This is a genomic window from Pseudomonas sp. LBUM1651 (genome assembly GCF_059716135.1).
Genome location: NZ_CP166805.1, coordinates 1346415 through 1363554, shown reverse-complemented (window position 1 = coordinate 1363554; position 17140 = coordinate 1346415). Strand labels below are relative to the sequence as shown.

Genomic DNA, 17140 nt, shown 5'->3' with positions numbered 1-17140 from the left:
CGAATCACTTTTTCACAGCATCGGCGGCAACGACTTTCTTGTCAGTTGCTGCGGCTTTGGCCGGCGCGGTCTTTTTAGCTGGCGTCGCAGTTTTGGCCGGTGCCTTCTTGGCGGCGGCTTTCTTGGCCGGCGCTTTTTTCGCGGCAGGCACAGCGGCTTTCTTCGCAGCAGGAGCCGGCGTGACGGGCTTGACCACTGGCTTGACGTCCTGGGCTGCGACCATTTTTACCGGCGCCGGGGCTGGCATGTTGTATTTGCTCAGCAGCGCGACCATGGTGTTTTGCGGGGTCACCAACAGTTCAACGCGACGGTTCAAGGCACGACCTTCATTGCTGTCGTTCGCTGCACGCGGGGCTTCGCCGCCCATGCCGCGCAGCATCAGACGATCACGCTGCAAGCCGCTGAGACGGAAGATTGCCGCCACGGCTTGTGCCCGTTCCTGACTCAGTTTTACGTTGGCCGGTGCGGCGCCCGAGGTATCGCTGTGACCGAGTACCAGTACGGCGGTCTTCGGATCGACTTCGAGGATTTTCGCCACGCGAGTGAACGGACCCAAGGTTACCGGCAGCAACATGGCCGGACGGTCGGGGTTGAACGAGCCTTCTACCGGCGCGGTAACCACCAGCACGTTTTCACGGCGCTCGAGTTGCAGATTGCTGTCCTTGATCGCCTCGCGCAGGCGCGGTTCGTAGTCATCGAGCCAGGCCTGAGTGACTTTCGGATCAGGCATCGGCACAGCTTTAGCAGTGCTCTGCTCTTTGCCGCCGAACGGCCACCACCACTTGCCACCTGCATCCGCCTCAGCCTTGGCCACTTCGACCGGTTTGGCTTCAGGTTTCACCTCTGGCTTCTTGTCCAGATCTTCCTCAGAGCCGAACGGCCAGTACCAAGGATTGGAGCTTTCAGCTTTTGCCACCGGGGCCGCAGCGGCTGGTTTCACAGGTGCCGGAGCGGGAGTCGGCTCTTTTGCCGCGACTTTGTCGGAGGACCCGAACGGCCACCAGCTGCTGCCATCCGAATCATTTTGTGGAGTCTGCGCACAGCCGGTGACAGCGACACACAAGGCCAAAGCGAGGGTGGTTTTATTGAGTGACATTGGATATCCACAAAAATGAAGTCATAAAAAATCAGGCCGGCATGACCCGGATAAACAGACGCTTGGAAAACATAAAGGCCTTCGGGTTCCGGCCCTGGAACCCTTAAGCGCGTTTTACAGACAAGTGGCCAGTACCCGTGCAAGGTTTTGCGCGCGCGGATCCATCAAGACGTAAGGCCCCAGTGTATTTGTCACAAAACCGAAGGCGACATCGTGCTCAGGGTCAGCAAAACCGATGGAACCGCCAGCGCCCGGATGGCCGAACGCTCGTGGGCCGAGACCGTAAGTGGCGTTGGGGACGTCCGGTTGATCGAGCATGCAACCCAGGCCGAAGCGGGTCCGGGTCAGCAAAGTCTTGTCCTCGCCGAGGCTGTGTTCGCGGGTCAGCTCGTCGAGCATCTCGCTTTCCAGCAGGCTGCCGTCGAGCAGACCGGCGTAGAACCCGGCCAGGCTGCGGGCATTGCCGTGGCCATTGGCCGCCGGTTGCTGCATGCGCCGCCACTCGGGTTTGTTGGTGCTGGTCAGGACCGACGGCGGGTTGGTGAAGGCCCGCGTAGTCATGGCCGTCGGTTCGCGCATCGTCACTTGCAGCAGGCGCTGGGCGGCAGCATCACCGACGTTGCCTTTGCCACGGGCGATGTGCGCCACGCGATGGAATTCTTCATCCGCCAGACCGACATGGAAATCCAGCCCCAGCGGTTTGGCGACGCGGGCCACGATCGACTCGCCCGGCCCACGTCCGTCGGCCCGACGCAGCAACTCGCCGACCAGCCAGCCATAGGTGATCGCGGCATAACCGTGAGCGGTGCCCGGCGTCCACCACGGTGATTCGGCCGCCAGGGCATCGACCATGGTGTGCCAGTCGTAAAGCGCCTCGGGGGCCAGCAACTCACGCAGCGCCGGCAGACCGGCCTGATGGCAGAGCAATTGACGCAGGGTGACGGATTCCTTGTCGGCGGCGGCAAATTCGGGCCAGTAGCGGGCAACCGGGGCGTCCAGTTGCAGCTTGCCTTCGGCCACCAGTTGCAGGGCCGTGACAGCGGTGAAGGTCTTGGTGCAGGAGAACAGGTTGGCGATGGTGTCGCTGTGCCAGGCCTCATGGCCATCCTTGTCGGCGGTGCCGGACCAGAGATCGACAACGGTTTCTCCACCGACCTGGATGCACAGCGCTGCGCCACGTTCCTGAGGATCGTCGAACAACGCGGCGAACGCCTCACTCACCGCTTCGAACCTGAGTTCGTAATGACCCTGAATCTGCACCCGCTACTCCCTCGGACAAAGCTCTACAAAGTGGCCCGCATTGTTCCAGCCATTGGCGGTTTTGGGAACAGGGGCGGGCCGGGCGGTCGGTTTGTCCGTGTATTGGATCTGGAATTTATAGTGTTTTTGAGGACGCCTTCGCGGGCAAGCCTTGCTCCTACAGGTTATGTGTCGATCACGAATGTTGTGAACGACACATAACCTGTAGGAGCAAGGCTTGCCCGCGAAGAACGATGATGCGGTCTCAGGCCTTAATGGCCATTCCCGGAGTGCCCACCCGCCTGTCCGGTGCCCTTCCCCGGGCCTTTGCCGGCTTCAGCTTTTCGCCCGCCTTCTGCGTCGTGGCTGGCTTTATCCGCTTCAGCCTTGGCCTTCTCGGCCTCTTTACCCAACTGATCAACGGCCGCCAGGTTGCTCTTGCGCACACTGTCGACAAAGCCCTGAAACGGCAGATCGGTAATGCCGACCAAACCAAAGTGCCCATTCTCACCATCCAGCAGACGTCCGGTCACCGGTTGATCGAGGTACTGGAACCAGTGCACGCCAACAATTGACGGCTCACTGAGCGCCTGTTTCAGGAAGTTGGCGTAAGCCGGGCCGCGGTCTTCTTCCTTGGCCAGTTGCGTCACGCCGCCCCAGAACGGGCCACGATCGGCCGAGCCAAAGTTGAATTCAGTGATCAGCACCGGCTTATCCAGGCTGCGCAGTTTCGCGAAGTCGTAACCGTCCTGCGGTTGCAGGGTGTACAGGTTGAAGCTCAATACGTCGCAGTACTGCGCGCAGGATTCCACGGCTTCCGGGGTGCTGATGGCAAAGCGACCGCCCAGCAACAGCTGGTTCGGTGCGTGCCACTTGAGCGAGTCGGAAATGGTTTTGAAGTACGTGTCGGCAAAGACCTTCTGGAAGTATTTGAAGTCGGCCTCGATTTCCGGGTGCTCGGCGCTTGGCAGCGGCGGTACGAAGCCCGGGTCTTCCATCAATTCCCAGGCCGGCAGGTCGATGCCCCAGGCTTTGGAAAGGCCTGCCTGATTGCGGTATTTGTCGCGCAATTGCTTGAGGAACGCACGTTTGGCCGGCACGTCGGTGGTCATTTTCAAGGTGCCGTAGGCCAGCGCGTAGCGGGCTTTCGGGTCGTCACCGGGACCGGCCCAGGCCAGTTCGTTGTCGGCGAAATAACCGATCAGCCACGGATCGTCACGATGATCGCGGGCGGCGATGGCCACGGCACGCTCGGTGGCCATGGCGAAACGCGGGTCGAACGGGTCGGGCATGCCGCCCCACCAGTCGGTGCCTGTGCTGATGCTGGCGTAATCGCCGACGATTGACAGCGGCAAGGTGTAGGGCACGCGATCAGCGTTGGCCAGTGCCGGGGCGCTCCAGTTGCCGATGGTGTTGAAACCCCAGGCTTGCAGGCGATCCAGGGTGTGGCTGGCCCAGCGTTGTTCATCAATCACCGCTGTACAGGGCTCTGCGGGTCTCTGCTCAGCCGCTTTCGCGACCGTTGCTTCCTCTACGCCAGTCTTGGCGGGTTCGACAACACCGGATTCGGTCGTGGAAGGAACTACGGGTTGCTCAGCGGCTTTTTCGACCGTCGCCTCAACCGCATCGGCCTTGGCCGCTTCGGCGACACCGGTCTTGGTGTCGCTGCCCAGTGCGCAAGGAGCGCCATACAAACGCTGCAGGTTGGCACCATAGAAGTCGTACCAGCGACCGGCGTTAAAGGCACGGCCCTGATCGACGCCATTGCCGCCACGGTTGTCGCCTTCACCAAAGTGACTGGCCAGCGGTTCGTCGGGTTTTGGCAGCGACTCGAACATCCACTCGCGGCCGGCGATGTAGGTCTGGTTGACGTCCGGGGTAACCGTGTTGACCCCGAGCGAATAAAACGGATGCCCTTGCGGCGTCACGAGGTACCAGCGACCGTCACGTTTCTCGGTGCGGAAAAAGCCACTGGCCTTGAACGCCGGGCCTTTTATCCAGCCACCGAATTTGTCCAGCGACGACTTCTCACCTTCGGCCAACCAGGTTTTGGTTTGTTGCTGTTCCTTGGCGGCGGCGCTTTTGAGTTGCTCGTCGGTGCTGACCTTTTCCGGCCATTTGGCTCGAGTCGATTGCCCGAAAGCGTCCACCAGACCGCCGTAAACGGCTTGGGTCACGCCCTCGCCGTCCTGCACGCCAAAGCGTTCCAGCAGGATGCTTTGGGCGACTTTCGGCTGATCCATCGACAAGGTCACAGACACCACCTGGCTGCGATCCAGTTCACCGGCGCTGCTGGCCAACAGGATGCGTTGACCGTCGACGGTCATCGGCATCGGCGGCCCCGCCTTCATGCCTTGGCTCAGCGGCGAAGTGGCGACCAATGGCACCAGCAACGTTTGCGCAGGACCGGCCGGCAGGTCAACGCGACTGACCAGCGTCTTGCCATCGTTGCTCTGGATTTTCACGTAGAGGGTCACGGCCCAATTCATCGCGCTCTGGATCCGCAGGCTCATCATGCCCGACTGCGACCAGTCCCAGGCGCCGGTCTGCGGGGTCAAACGCAGGGTTGGCTGTGCCACCGGGTTGAACGTCACCCGACGCAGCACTTCGCCTTCGGCTGTTTGCTCTGCATTGGATTGCGGCAGGCTGGCGTCCTGAGTCGCCACCTGGACCACGTCGGCGGGGCGCACAAAGTTGAACAGCGTCTGCTGGCCTGCGGGAGCGGCCAACAAGGGCGTTGCGAACAACAGGGCAAATACGGCGGGCAAGGAACGGCGAATCATGAGAACGAAATTCTCCCTAACGACCTCAATGGGCCAGTGGAAAAGCGATGGCAGAGAGATAGACAACGCGGCGGGCAGATTTGCCCACCGCTGTATCAGGAAATTTCTCGACGGAATGGCGGCAACGCATTGAGAATCGCTTTGCCATAACGCTGGGTCACCAGACGTCGATCGAGCAAGGTGATGGTGCCGCGGTCTTCTTCGGTACGCAGCAAGCGACCGCAGGCCTGGACCAGTTTCAGCGAAGCGTCCGGCACGGAGATTTCCATGAACGGATTGCCGCCACGGGCTTCGATCCATTCAGCCAGTGCCGCTTCGACCGGATCGTCCGGCACCGAGAACGGAATCTTCGCGATCACCACGTGCTCGCAGTACGCACCAGGCAAATCGACCCCTTCGGCGAAACTCGCCAGGCCGAACAGCACGCTGGAATCACCGCCATCGACGCGCGCCTTGTGCTTGTTCAGGGTTTCCTGTTTCGACAGGTTGCCTTGAATGAACACTTGTTTGCGCCAGTCGCGGTCGAGGCCGTCGAACACGTCCTGCATCTGCTTGCGCGAGGAGAACAGCACCAGCGTGCCGCGCGAACCTTCGACCAGTTGCGGCAAATCGCGAATGATCGCGGCGGTGTGGGCCGGCGCATCACGCGGGTCGGCTTTCAGGTCCGGCACTCGCAGCACACCGGCGTCGGCGTGATGGAACGGGCTCGGGACCACGGCGGTTACGGCTTTTTTCGGCAGGCCGGCACGCATGCGGAAACGGTCGAAGGTGCCCAGCGCGGTCAGGGTCGCCGAGGTCACCAGTGCGCCATAGGCGACGTTCCACAGGTTGCGACGGAGCATTTCCGCCGCGAGGATCGGGCTGGCGTTGACCTCGATGTCGAACAGCGAACCGCTTTCGGCCAGGGTCAGCCAGCGCGCCATGGGCGGGTTGTCTTCCGGGTCTTCAGCGGTGAACGCGCCCCACAACTCCCAGTTGCCCGAAGAACGCGACAACAGGCTGCCGAACAGCGGATACCACTCTTCGGCCTGGTTGCTGGCGATGCCGATGTTGACCTCGCCGTCCATGCCTTCCTTGAGCAATTCGGTGAGCCGGGTGAACAGGTCGGTGAGGCGGGCGAAGCCCTTCTTCAGCTCGACGCCCATTTCGCGCATGTGCTCGGGAATCACCCCGCCGACGAAACGGTGACGCGGCCGCTCGCGGCCTTCGACGTCTTCGCCGGGTTTGAAATCGGCGACCTGTTCGCAGGCAGTGAACATGAATTGCTGCTGGGTTTTGATCTCACGGGCCAGTTCCGGCACCTGCTCGATCAACTTGCCCAGATCGCCCGGCAACGGATGCTGCGCAAGTAATTTGGTGAGGTTCTTGGCGGTGGTTTCCAGCCAGTCGGCGGTGGAACGCAGGCGCGTGTAATGGGCGAAGTGGCCGATGGCCTTGTCCGGCAGGTGGTGGCCTTCGTCGAACACGTAGATGGTGTCGCGCGGGTCCGGCAGAACCGCACCGCCGCCCAATGCCAGGTCGGCCAGGACCATGTCGTGGTTGGTGACGATGACGTCGACCTTGCCCATGCCTTCGCGGGCCTTGTAAAAGGCGCACTGGCCGAAGTTCGGGCAATGACGGTTGGTGCACTGGCTGTGATCGGTGGTCAGGCGCGCCCAATCGGCGTCTTCCAGGGCGGTGGACCAACTGTCGCGGTCGCCGTCCCATTTATTGCCGGCGAGTTTCTCGATCATGCTGGTGAACAGCTTCTGGCTGGCCTCATCGACCTCGATCTTGAAGCCTTCTTCTTCGAATAGCTGCGCGGTGGCGGTTTGTGCGTGACCTTCCTGGAGCAACATGTCGAGCTTGGACAGGCACATGTAGCGCCCACGGCCCTTGGCCAGGGCGAAGCTGAAATTCAGCCCGCTGTTGCGCATCAGGTCGGGCAAATCCTTGTAGACGATCTGCTCCTGCAGGGCCACGGTGGCCGTGGCGATCACCAGGCGTTTGCCGGCGGCCTTCGCGGTCGGGATCGCCGCCAGGCTGTAGGCCACGGTCTTGCCGGTACCGGTGCCGGCTTCCACCGCGACAATCGCGGGGTCGCCACTGCGCCGGCCTTCGTCGTCGGTGTCGATGTCACCGAGGACTTTGGCAATTTCGGCGATCATCAGGCGTTGGCCGTAGCGCGGTTTGAGGCTCTTGGCTTCGAGAAAACGCGAGTAGGCGCCCTGGATCGTGGTTTTGAGTTCGGTGCTGATCATGGATTGTCGGGCGCAAAAAACGCTGGATAAATTTTCAGTGGTTCGGATCGGCGGCTATCATACCGCGCTAATTAATCCCGCGCAGAACGGAGTACCTCAATGACACTTTTTGGCATCGTTTACACCCTGCATGTCCTGTCCGCCCTGGTGTGGGTCGGCGGCATGTTTTTCGCCTGGATGGTCTTGCGTCCTGCGGCGGTGAAGGCGCTGGAGGGCCCTGCCCGCTTGAAGCTGTGGGTAGAAGTGTTTCAAGGTTTTTTCCGCTGGGTCTGGGTGGCCGTGGTGCTGTTGCCGATCAGCGGCGTGGGCATGATCCATCTGCAATACGCCGGTTTTGAGACCGCGCCGCGTTATGTGCAAGTGATGATGGGGTTGTACGTGGTGATGACGGCGCTGTTTATCCGGATTCAGGCCTTGCTGTTGCCGGAATTGCGCACGGCGGTGACGGCGCAGGACTGGCCGACGGGGGCTGCGGTGCTGGGGAGGATTCGCAAGTTGGTGGGGATTAATCTGATTGTCGGGTTGGTGCTGGTGGCGATTGCTGCGGCCAGGCCGATATTCTGAGTAATACACGGTCCTTGTGGCGAGGGAGCTTGCTCCCGTTCGGCTGCGAAGCAGTCGTAAACCGGTTACCGCGTACATTCTGAAAAAACACGGTCACCGGTTTTGGGGCCGCTTCGCGACCCAGCGGGAGCAAGCTCCCTCGCCACAGGGGTTCGGTCGTTCTTACAACCTTTGTACAGTCACAGAACCCGCAGCCCCCGCAGGTCCCGGCTGGCCGTCAGTGCCAGGTTTGCCACTCTTGCCGCCATCGGCCTTGTACACCAGGCAACCCTTGGCCTTGCCGCCCGCCCCCGGCTTACCGCCAGGACCGGCCAGACCACCCGCGCCGCCAGCCACTTGAACCTTGATCTGCTCCGCCGGGTAATCGCGCGGCACTTCCAACCTGACCAGCGCGCCCGGCGCACCCGGCTGACCATCGCTGCCATTGCTGCCATCCGCACCGCGGCCAGCCTGGCCCCAAGTGCAACCCGGCGCCTGACCATTGGCGCCATCGAGGCCGACAAAACCCGGTGCCCCGGCGCCGCCACGAGCATCAACCAACAACTGCGGTGCACTCAGCGTCTTGATCTGCACATTCAGATTGCGCCCCGAGCGGGCCGCCTTGAGGTAAGTGCCCGGCGCGCCGCGAGCGGTGATCTGGCTGCCTTCGGACAGTTCGGCACGGTTGATCTTCAACTCCAGGGCATTTTCGCTCGGCACGATGGCGATCCGCGCTTCACGCCCCAGGTGCAATTCGCCCACGGTGACTTCGGTCACGTTCGAGGGAATCAGCAACGTGCCGTAATCGGCCACTTCCAGGCGTTCCAGCTGCAAGGTACTGGCGGTGTTGGGCAGGCGCATCAGCGAGTTGGTTTCGACGCTGACCACTTGGGCGCAGGCGAGCGGGCTGATGAGAGCGGCGAGCAGACAGAGTTTACGCATGGGATGCCTTTGGCACGGCGGGAGCCGGAATGGTTTGCAGGTGGAAAACACCGAAAAAGACAATCTTCAAGCGATCACGCCAAGGGTGGGCGCGACCTCTGAGGCTGCGGAAACAGAACACCGCCTCAAGAAGATGAAGGAACGCCAACAGGCCGCCGGCCAGATTGACCAACAGGTGCAGCGGATTGACAAACGGCGTCATCAGATTGACCAGCACCACCAGCCAGAACAGCAGGGTCAACAGCTTCCCCAGCCCCCAAAACACCTTCATACGCTCCTCCGTTGAGAATTATTCTTTGCGCGCACAGTAACGGCTTCCACGCGGGATAAGCCAGAGGGCAACGGAAAATTCTTCATGAAGGCCGCCGAATGGCTGTCGGAACAACCGCAATGGCTGCCCGACGGCTCTATCACGCGGCTCAGCGATTGATGTGCAATTCCACGCGGCGGTTTTTTGCGCGGCCTTCGTCTGTTTCGTTATCGGCCACGGGCTGACTTTCGCCCCGACCTTCGCTGGTGAGTTTGTTCGGCGCCAGGCCCATGCCCAACAAGTAAGCCGCCACGCTGCTGGCGCGTCGTTCCGAGAGCGCCTGATTATAAGTGTCCGAACCCACACTGTCGGTATGGCCGATCACTTTGACGCTCACCACATCGGCGCTTTGCAGTTTGGGCATCAGCGCATCCAGCTGACTTTGCATCGAGGGCGTCAGGTCGGATTTGTTGAAGGCAAACAGCACGTCGCCTGCATCGCTCAGAGTGATGACTTCGGTTTGCACAGGTTTCACGCTGGCCGGGTACTGCGGCAGCGGGCAACCATGGTGTTCGACCGGGGTATTGGCCGGTGTATCAGGGCAGCGATCACGTCGATCGAATACACCATCGTCGTCTTCATCGCCGTCCTGGGCGTAGCAGATCAAGCCCCCAGTCAAGATACCCAGTGCCGCTCCGCCCGCCGCCCAACCGCTACTCTCCAGAGCGCCCAGGCCTCCACCGACCAGACCGCCGATAACGCTGCAGATTGGCCAGGTGCGTTGATTGAGGGGGGCAGTGCCATCGCTGTGAGTCGCGCAACCGGTCAACAGGCTGCCAAGCAGCAGAACCGGCAAGAGGGTCCTTGGGAGAAGGCTCATGGTTGAAAGCTCCTGTGTTACCGGCAGATGCCGGTCACACAGGAGTAAAGACCCGCATCCGCGACTGCACAAGCCGCGGAGTGCGAGGGGTCAGCGGTTGATTTTGATTTCCGTGCGACGGTTCAACGCACGGCCGTCAGCGGTTTTATTATCGGCCACCGGCTGGCTTTCACCGGCACCGGTCACGGATACGAAGCTGCTGCGTGGTACGCCTTGGGAGATCAGGTATTCAACCACCGAGTGCGCGCGACGATCCGACAGTTTCTGGTTGTAGGCATCGCTGCCTACGCTGTCGGTGTGACCGGTCACGGTCAATTGAGCGGTGGAAGACTCCTGTTTCAGGCGTGTGGCGATGGTATTGAGTACATCTTTATCGGAAGGGGTGAGTGTGGCTTTGTCGAACTGGAAGTGAACATCGCGGATGACAATGGTTTCTTCCTTGACCACAACCGCCTCTTCAACCACTGGCGCAGGGACTGGTGGTGGGCAACCATCGGCATCGACCTGCACGCCTCTAGGCGTACCCGGGCACTTGTCGCGGCTGTCCGGCACGCCATCGCCGTCTTCGTCGCCATCACCGTGAACCCAGCAATAGGCTGCGGCGGTACCGCCGACCAGCAGCGCGCCATACCCTGCCCATGCCGAGCTCTCGGTCGCGCCGAGACCCGCACCCACTACACCACCGACTGCCGCACAGGTCGGCCAGTCGGTTTTCTGCAAACCTGCGCAACCAGTCAACACACTGGTTAGCAGAACCAAGGGTAATGCTGTCCGAACTATGCTCATCTAGTTTTCTCCTGAGGGATCGGCTTAGAACCGATTCAGGGAGTAAAGACCCGAGTTTTCATCTCCGCCAGCAATAGGCCATGGCTGTTTGGTCCCGTGTTCACGGGCGATCGGCACTTTTGGCGCTAAGCCGCTCTATATCTGGGCGTTTGGGCAGGCTAGTCTTGGCGCTCTGATTGAGGATCTTCGATGATTGCAGGTATTTCTTCGCGCACGCCGCAGCAGGCGCTGGCCGCTTTGCTGGATCGTTACGCCCCGCTGCGCCTGTTGCTGATCGGCGCCAGTGAGTTTCCCGCGCTTGAAGCGTTCAAGCTCGCGCACCCTGACACCTGCGTCGCTCATGCGGCGCCCGGGCCGTTGCCGGCCGAGCTGGCGGCGCGCCGCTTTGATCTGGCGCTGGTGGTCGATTGCCTCGAACACTTGCCCAAGCGCGAGGGTCTGAATTTGCTCGGCGGGATCCGCAACCTCAATGCCAGTCGCATAGCGGTGCTCGCGGACTTGCCGGCCAGTGGCTGGCAGGAGACGGATTTTTTCTCCCTGGCCCTGCAAGCCAGCGAACGTTTCCAGCGCGACGATCAGGTGCTGACCCTGTTCACCTACGATCTGCTTGAATACAAACAAGTGCCCGACTGGCTCAACTCACGCTTCTGGGCCAATCCGGAAAACTTCGGGAAATATTGGTGGTAACGCAATGAGTACATCCATTTGCCCTTGCGGCAGCGGCACCCTGCTCGACGCCTGCTGCGGTCATTACCATGCCGGTCACCCGGCCCCCTGCGCCGAAGCCTTGATGCGGTCGCGCTACAGCGCTTATGTGCTGGGCCTGATCGATTATCTGGTAGCGACCACCCTGCCCGCGCAACAGGCGGGCCTGGATCGGCAGTCCATCAGTGACTGGAGCGCCCAAAGCACCTGGCTGGGTCTTGAGGTGGAAAGCTCCGAGGTGTTTGGCGGTCAGCCGGAACACGCGTTCGTGACGTTCACCGCACGCTGGCACGACGGCAGCGGCGAACACAGCCACCGCGAGCGTTCGTCGTTCGTGCAGAACGCCGGCCACTGGTACTTTATCGACCCCACCGTGCCACTCAAGGCCGGACGCAACGATGCCTGCCCTTGCGCCAGCGGGCAGAAGTTCAAGAAGTGCTGCGCGGGGTATTTCGGCAGTTGAGGTGATTCTGAAGGGCTAGACTGGGGTCAAGGGAGAAACATGACCATGATCACCCGTCGGCTCGCACTGCACCTGCTCACCTTGCTCCTGTTTCTCGGGCTCGGCGGTTGCGCGTCCTGGTTCAGCAACGACGAGCCGGAACCCGCCGTGCACCTGGTCAAGGTCGAAGTCGTCGAGGCCAAACTGATGCAGCAGCGTTTCATGCTGTACTTTCGTGTCGACAATCCCCGTGACAGCGACCTGACGGTGCGCGGCCTCGAATACCGGATTCATCTGGGTGACATTCTGCTGACCGAAGGCGAGCACGAGCACTGGTTTACCGTCAGCCCCAAACGCAGCGGGTATTTCAAGGTGCCGGTCCGCACCAACCTGTGGCCGAAGGTGCGGGATCTGGTGAAGATGCTGAAAAAAGCCGATCAACCCGTCCCCTATCGGCTGGAAGGTGAGCTGGAAACCGGTGTGTTCATCGCGCACTACGTGCACCTGGCGCGCAAAGGCGTGATAATCCCCGCCGATTTAATTCCGGAGCACACCCGATGACCCAGCAACCCCACGTCCATGGCCCTGACTGCAACCACGATCATGACCATCACGACCACCATGATCACGACCATGGCCATGTTCACGGCCCGAACTGCGGCCACGCGCACCAGGAACCGGTACGCAACGCCCTGAAGGACGTTGGTCGCAACGATCCTTGCCCGTGCGGCAATGGCAAGAAATTCAAGAAGTGCCACGGCGCTTGATGCTTCGGGCGAAGTTCTTCTTCGTCTGTTGAATCGCCTTCGCGAGCAAGCCCCACACACTGGATCTGTGAAAGACGCAGTTCCCCTGTAGGAGCAAGGCTTGCCCGCGAAGAAGGCACCGCGTTAATTCAGGTAAACCGCGTAATCGTTCTTCGCGGGCAAGCCTTGCGCCTACAGGTTTACAGCCGTCATCAAGATCTGCGCACTGCTGACAACCGTCGCATACTCCCCATGCAGATTACCCAGCGACATGGCATGCACGTCCTCGGCAGAGCGGGCATTACCAAAGTAATCCGCCTTGTCGAACGTGAAACACGCATCCTCCACCACCCACGTGTCAAACCCCAGATTCCCGGCCGTTCGCGCCGTGGATTCCACCGAGTTGTTGGTCGCAACGCCGACAATGACCAACTGATCGATCCCCGCCTCACGCAACTTCGCCTCCAACCCCGTGGCACAAAACGCATCCGGCACCTGTTTCTGAATCATCTGCTCGCCAGCCAATGGCTGGAACCGCTCCTGAAACTCCACGCCCGATTGCTGCGGCCAGAACACCGAGTCCGGCGAACGCGACAGATGCTGGACGTGAATCACCGGTCGCCCGGTTCCACGCCAAAGACCCAGCAGTTCCAGAATCCGCACCTCGGCCTGAGGATTGTTTCGCCGGCCGAGCCTGGGCTCCAAAATGCCTTTTTGTTGATCGATGATGATCAGTGCCGCGTTGGTCTTGAGCTCCATGCCGACTTTTCTCACGCAAGGTCATTGAATTTCACGCACTTCAGCATCACCTCCTCCTACAGGCAAGTCCTCGATCGCAAACAGGACGACCTGACGCCCGCGGTTGCTGTCCATCCCTTACGACGTCTCTTGATGTGGAGTACTTCATGATCGACCTGTATTACTGGACCACCCCCAACGGCCACAAAATCTCGATTTTCCTGGAAGAAGCCGGCCTGCCTTACAACGTGCACCCGATCAACATCAGCCAGAACGAACAGTTCCAGCCGCACTTCCTGAAAATCTCTCCGAACAACAGAATCCCGGCGATCGTCGATCATGAGCCCGCCGATGGCGGGGAACCTTTGTCGCTGTTCGAGTCCGGGGCGATTCTGCTGTACATGGCGGAAAAGACTGGCAAGTTCCTGCCCAAAGACCTGCGCGGTCGTCAGCAGGCGCTGCAATGGTTGTTCTGGCAGATGGGCGGGCTGGGGCCGATGGCCGGGCAGAATCATCACTTCAGCCAATTCGCGCCGGAGAAAATCCCTTACGCGATCAAGCGCTACATCGATGAGACGGCGCGCCTATACGGCGTACTCGACAAGCAACTGGCGAACAACGAATTTGTCGCCGGCAACGAATACAGCATTGCCGACATGGCGATCTACCCGTGGATCGTTTCCCACAAGTGGCAGAGCCAGAATCTGGAAGATTTCCCGAATGTGCTGCGCTGGTTCAACCACATCCAGAATCGGCCGGCGACGGTGAAGGCGTATGCGCTCGCGGCGAAGGTCAACCCACCAAAACCCTAAGAACGACGCATGACCTGTGGCGAGGGAGCTTGCTCCCGCTCGGCTGCGCAGCAGTCGCAATCCAGACACCGCATACCCTCAGTTGAAACATGGTGCCTGGATTGGGAGTGCTGCGCACTCCAACGGGGGCAAGCCCCCTCGCCACAGGGACATCGCTGACCTCGGTTTATCAGACAAATCCTGAAATAACCCCATACCCCGCTTGCGCGGCCACCTCCTGCTCTCTAACGTAGCGCCTTTATTGCGCCTCTACCCCCGCAGGAGCTTTGCCATGGCCTCGCCAGCCCTTACACATTTTCTTCCCCGGTTCGGCGTTGCCGCAGCAGTGGCCGGTGTTTTGAGCCTGACCGGTTGTCAGACCTGGAACACCCAGGACACCCTTCCGCCGACTACCGGCGTGCAGCCGCTCAAGGGTCTGGCGCAGAACGTTTCGGTGCGCCGCAATGCCATGGGCATGCCGTTGATCGAAAGCAGCACGTTCCACGACGCACTGTTCACCCTCGGTTACGTGCACGCGAGCGACCGCATCACGCAAATGGTCACCCTGCGCCTGCTGGCCCAAGGCCGGTTGTCGGAGATGTCCGGCTCGGACCTGCTGGACGCCGACCGCTACATGCGCGCCGTCAACCTGAAGAAAAGCGCCGCCGAGCTGTACAAAGCCTCGTCGCCGCGCCTTAAACGCTTCTTCGAAGTCTATGCCCGCGGGGTCAACGCCTACCTGTTCCGCTACCGCGACAAACTCCCGGCAGACCTTGCGGCCACCGGCTACAAACCCGAGTACTGGAAACCGGAAGATTCGGCGCTGATTTTCTGCCTGCTGAATTTCAGCCAATCGGCGAACCTGCCCGAGGAAATTTCCTCGCTGGTGCTCGCGCAGACGCTCACCACCGACAAGCTCGCCTGGCTGACACCGTCCGCTCCCGACGAAAAACTGCCGGTGGCCGAGGCTGAAAAACTTCAGGGCGTCAAGCTGAACGGGGCGATTCCGGGGCTCGCCGAAATCAGCAAGGCCACCGGTCAACTGTCCGATCTGAATCTGCTGGGCGCCACGTCATCGAACAACTGGGCGATCGCCCCGCAACGCAGCCGCAGCGGTAAAAGCCTGCTGGCCAGCGACAGCCATGGGCCGCTGGGCGTGCCGTCGTTGTTCAGTTACGTGCAGATTCGTACGCCGAAATATCAAGCGTCCGGCGTAACCATCGCCGGTTTGCCGATGGTGCTGGGCGGCTTCAACGGCAAAGTGGCGTGGAGCATGACCTCGGTCATGGGCGACAACCAGGACCTGTTCCTGGAAAAGATCAAACGCCAGGGCAGCGGGCTTTCCTACGAAATCGGCGGTAAATGGCAGCCGGCTATCGTTCGCAACGAAACCTATTTCGTCAAAGGCCAGCGGCCGATTCGCGAAGCGGTGTACGAAACCCGCCACGGACCGCTGCTCAACAGCGCCAAAGGCACAGCGTTGGATAACGGCCTGGGTTTGGCATTGCAGACACCGAACTTCACCGATGACAAATCACTGGACGCGTTTTTCGACCTGTCCCGTGCGCAGAACGTCGAGAAAGCCTCGGACGCCAGCCGTGAAATTCGCGCGATCACGCTGAACCTGGTCTTCGCCGACGCCAGCAACATCGGCTGGCAAGTCACCGGCCGTTACCCGAACCGCCGCGAAGGCGAAGGCCTGCTGCCGTCGCCGGGTTGGGAAGGTCGTTACGACTGGGACGGTTACGCCGACCCGATGCTGCACCCGTACGATCAGGACCCGGCGCAAGGCTGGCTCGGCACCGCCAACCAGCGGGTCATTCCCCGTGGTTACGGCATGCAGTTGTCCAATTCCTGGTCGGCACCGGAGCGTGGCGAGCGCATGGCCGAACTGGCTGGTGTGGGCAAACACGACACGCGCAGTGTGATCGCTATGCAATACGATCAGACCACTACGTTCGCCGCCAAACTGAAAAAGATGTTTGAAGCACCGGGCATGGCCCAGCCGCTGAAGCAGGCTATCGAGGCGCTGCCAGTCGCTGATCGCGGCAAGGCTCACGAAGCGTTTACCCGCCTGAAGGCGTTCGACGGCAAACTCGCCCCGACCTCCGCCGATGCGGCGATTTACGAGTTGTTCCTGCAGGAAAGCACCAAACAGATTTTCCTCGACGAACTGGGCCCGGAAAGCAGCCCGGCGTGGAAAGCCTTTATCGCCAACGGTAAGTTGTCCTACGCGGCCCAGGCCGATCACCTGCTGGGCCGTGAAGACAGCCCGTTCTGGGATGACGCGCGCACGCCGCAGAAAGAAGACAAACCGGCGATCCTCGCCCGAAGCCTTGCAGCCGCCATTACCGCCGGCGACAGCCAGTTGGGCGGCGACCACAAAGCCTGGCAGTGGGGCAAATTGCACCGTTATGAGTGGAAGAATGCCAGTGGCCAGACCGTGCGCGGTCCGCTCGCGGCCGGGGGCGATCACACCACGCTGAACACCTCGGCGTTCGCCTGGGGCCAGGATTTCAACACCACGCTGGCACCGGCCATGCGCTTCATCGTCGACTTCGGCCAGGCCGAACCGCTGATGGGCCAGAACGGCACCGGTCAGTCCGGTAATCCGGCCAGCCCGAACTACCTCGACAGCGTGGAGCCGTGGCTCAAAGGGCAATACGTGAGTTTGCCGATGCAGCCGCAGAACTACGACAAGGTATACGGGACCAAGCGATTGACCCTGACACCCGGAAAATAAGGTTCACCACTCGCCCACCGTGGGAGCGCCCTGTGGCGAGGGGGCTTGCCCCCGTTGGGTCGCGAAGCGGCCCCAGAATTCTTTCAGCCAAACCACGTCGTCGGGTTTTACGACTGCTTCGGAACCGAACGGGGGCAAGCCCCCTCGCCACAGGTCGCTCCCACATTGGAATGTCGTTTGCCCGTGAAATTTCGATAGAACTTCTGACCTCGCCCA

16 protein-coding genes are annotated in these 17140 nt (G+C 61.1%); 7 read left to right on the top strand and 9 right to left on the bottom strand.

Going from position 1 to position 17140, the window contains the following annotated elements; genetic code table 11:
• Positions 1-4 precede the first annotated feature (4 nt).
• From ACA066_RS06290 to dinG, 4 genes are all read right to left on the bottom strand, one after another.
• Entirely contained in the window at positions 5-1096 is a 1092-nt protein-coding gene (locus ACA066_RS06290; protein WP_497698541.1) for an OmpA family protein, read from the bottom strand.
• Positions 1097-1210: 114 nt separating this feature from the next.
• Positions 1211-2356 carry a serine hydrolase domain-containing protein gene (locus tag ACA066_RS06285; RefSeq protein WP_497698540.1) on the bottom strand — a complete coding sequence of 382 codons (1146 nt, stop codon included), beginning with the start codon at positions 2354-2356 and terminating at the stop codon, positions 1211-1213.
• Positions 2357-2607: 251 nt separating this feature from the next.
• The gene (locus tag ACA066_RS06280; protein WP_497698539.1) at positions 2608-5118 is read right to left on the bottom strand and encodes a beta-agarase; all 2511 of its coding nucleotides are present in this window, start codon (positions 5116-5118) and stop codon (positions 2608-2610) included.
• A gap of 95 nt (positions 5119-5213) precedes the next feature.
• Complete coding sequence (gene dinG / locus ACA066_RS06275; protein ID WP_262162650.1) at positions 5214-7358, bottom strand: ATP-dependent DNA helicase DinG; 2145 nt, start codon at positions 7356-7358, stop codon at positions 5214-5216.
• Between the two features lie 99 nt (positions 7359-7457).
• On the opposite strand from dinG, the gene ACA066_RS06270 reads away from it, so the two are divergent.
• Entirely contained in the window at positions 7458-7922 is a 465-nt protein-coding gene (locus ACA066_RS06270; RefSeq protein ID WP_497698538.1) for a CopD family protein, read from the top strand.
• Positions 7923-8084: 162 nt separating this feature from the next.
• Here ACA066_RS06270 and ACA066_RS06265 read toward each other — a convergent pair whose 3' ends face one another.
• The 4 genes from ACA066_RS06265 to ACA066_RS06250 all read right to left on the bottom strand — a co-directional run bounded on the left by ACA066_RS06265 (position 8085) and on the right by ACA066_RS06250 (position 10759).
• Positions 8085-8843: a collagen-like triple helix repeat-containing protein gene (locus tag ACA066_RS06265; RefSeq protein ID WP_497698537.1), complete on the bottom strand. Its 759-nt coding sequence runs from the start codon at positions 8841-8843 to the stop codon at positions 8085-8087.
• Positions 8836-9114: a DUF1145 domain-containing protein gene (locus tag ACA066_RS06260; RefSeq protein ID WP_461951563.1), complete on the bottom strand. Its 279-nt coding sequence runs from the start codon at positions 9112-9114 to the stop codon at positions 8836-8838. The genes ACA066_RS06265 and ACA066_RS06260 overlap by 8 nt, the downstream gene beginning before the upstream one ends.
• A 148-nt stretch (positions 9115-9262) precedes the next feature.
• On the bottom strand, positions 9263-9973 hold the full coding sequence (locus tag ACA066_RS06255) for a PA1041 family peptidoglycan-binding anchor lipoprotein (protein WP_497698536.1): 711 nt from the start codon (positions 9971-9973) through the stop codon (positions 9263-9265).
• A 90-nt stretch (positions 9974-10063) separates the two neighbouring features.
• Positions 10064-10759 (bottom strand): PA1041 family peptidoglycan-binding anchor lipoprotein, encoded by a 696-nt coding sequence (locus ACA066_RS06250; protein WP_497402353.1) that lies wholly within the window; start codon positions 10757-10759, stop codon positions 10064-10066.
• A gap of 189 nt (positions 10760-10948) precedes the next feature.
• On the opposite strand from ACA066_RS06250, the gene ACA066_RS06245 reads away from it, so the two are divergent.
• The 4 genes from ACA066_RS06245 to ACA066_RS06230 are packed head-to-tail and all read left to right on the top strand — an operon-like array spanning position 10949 to position 12673.
• Positions 10949-11446: a DUF6231 family protein gene (locus ACA066_RS06245; RefSeq protein WP_497698535.1), complete on the top strand. Its 498-nt coding sequence runs from the start codon at positions 10949-10951 to the stop codon at positions 11444-11446.
• Between the two features lie 4 nt (positions 11447-11450).
• Positions 11451-11927, top strand: a complete 477-nt coding sequence (locus tag ACA066_RS06240) for a YchJ family protein (RefSeq protein WP_497698534.1) — start codon at positions 11451-11453, stop codon at positions 11925-11927.
• Positions 11928-11972: 45 nt separating this feature from the next.
• Positions 11973-12467 carry an LEA/WHy family protein gene (locus ACA066_RS06235; protein ID WP_497699815.1) on the top strand — a complete coding sequence of 165 codons (495 nt, stop codon included), beginning with the start codon at positions 11973-11975 and terminating at the stop codon, positions 12465-12467.
• Positions 12464-12673 carry an SEC-C metal-binding domain-containing protein gene (locus ACA066_RS06230; protein WP_007906737.1) on the top strand — a complete coding sequence of 70 codons (210 nt, stop codon included), beginning with the start codon at positions 12464-12466 and terminating at the stop codon, positions 12671-12673. Before ACA066_RS06235 ends, ACA066_RS06230 begins: the two co-directional genes overlap by 4 nt.
• A gap of 171 nt (positions 12674-12844) precedes the next feature.
• Here the strand turns inward: ACA066_RS06230 and ACA066_RS06225 are convergent, their stop codons facing one another.
• Positions 12845-13411 carry a cysteine hydrolase family protein gene (locus ACA066_RS06225; RefSeq protein WP_497699814.1) on the bottom strand — a complete coding sequence of 189 codons (567 nt, stop codon included), beginning with the start codon at positions 13409-13411 and terminating at the stop codon, positions 12845-12847.
• 146 nt (positions 13412-13557) lie between these two features.
• Here ACA066_RS06225 and ACA066_RS06220 point away from each other — a divergent pair, with 146 nt between their 5' ends.
• Together ACA066_RS06220 and ACA066_RS06215 are read left to right on the top strand one after the other, a co-directional pair.
• Positions 13558-14202 carry a glutathione binding-like protein gene (locus tag ACA066_RS06220; RefSeq protein ID WP_497698533.1) on the top strand — a complete coding sequence of 215 codons (645 nt, stop codon included), beginning with the start codon at positions 13558-13560 and terminating at the stop codon, positions 14200-14202.
• 271 nt (positions 14203-14473) lie between these two features.
• Positions 14474-16924, top strand: a complete 2451-nt coding sequence (locus ACA066_RS06215) for a penicillin acylase family protein (protein ID WP_497698532.1) — start codon at positions 14474-14476, stop codon at positions 16922-16924.
• The last annotated feature ends 216 nt before the right edge of the window (positions 16925-17140 follow it).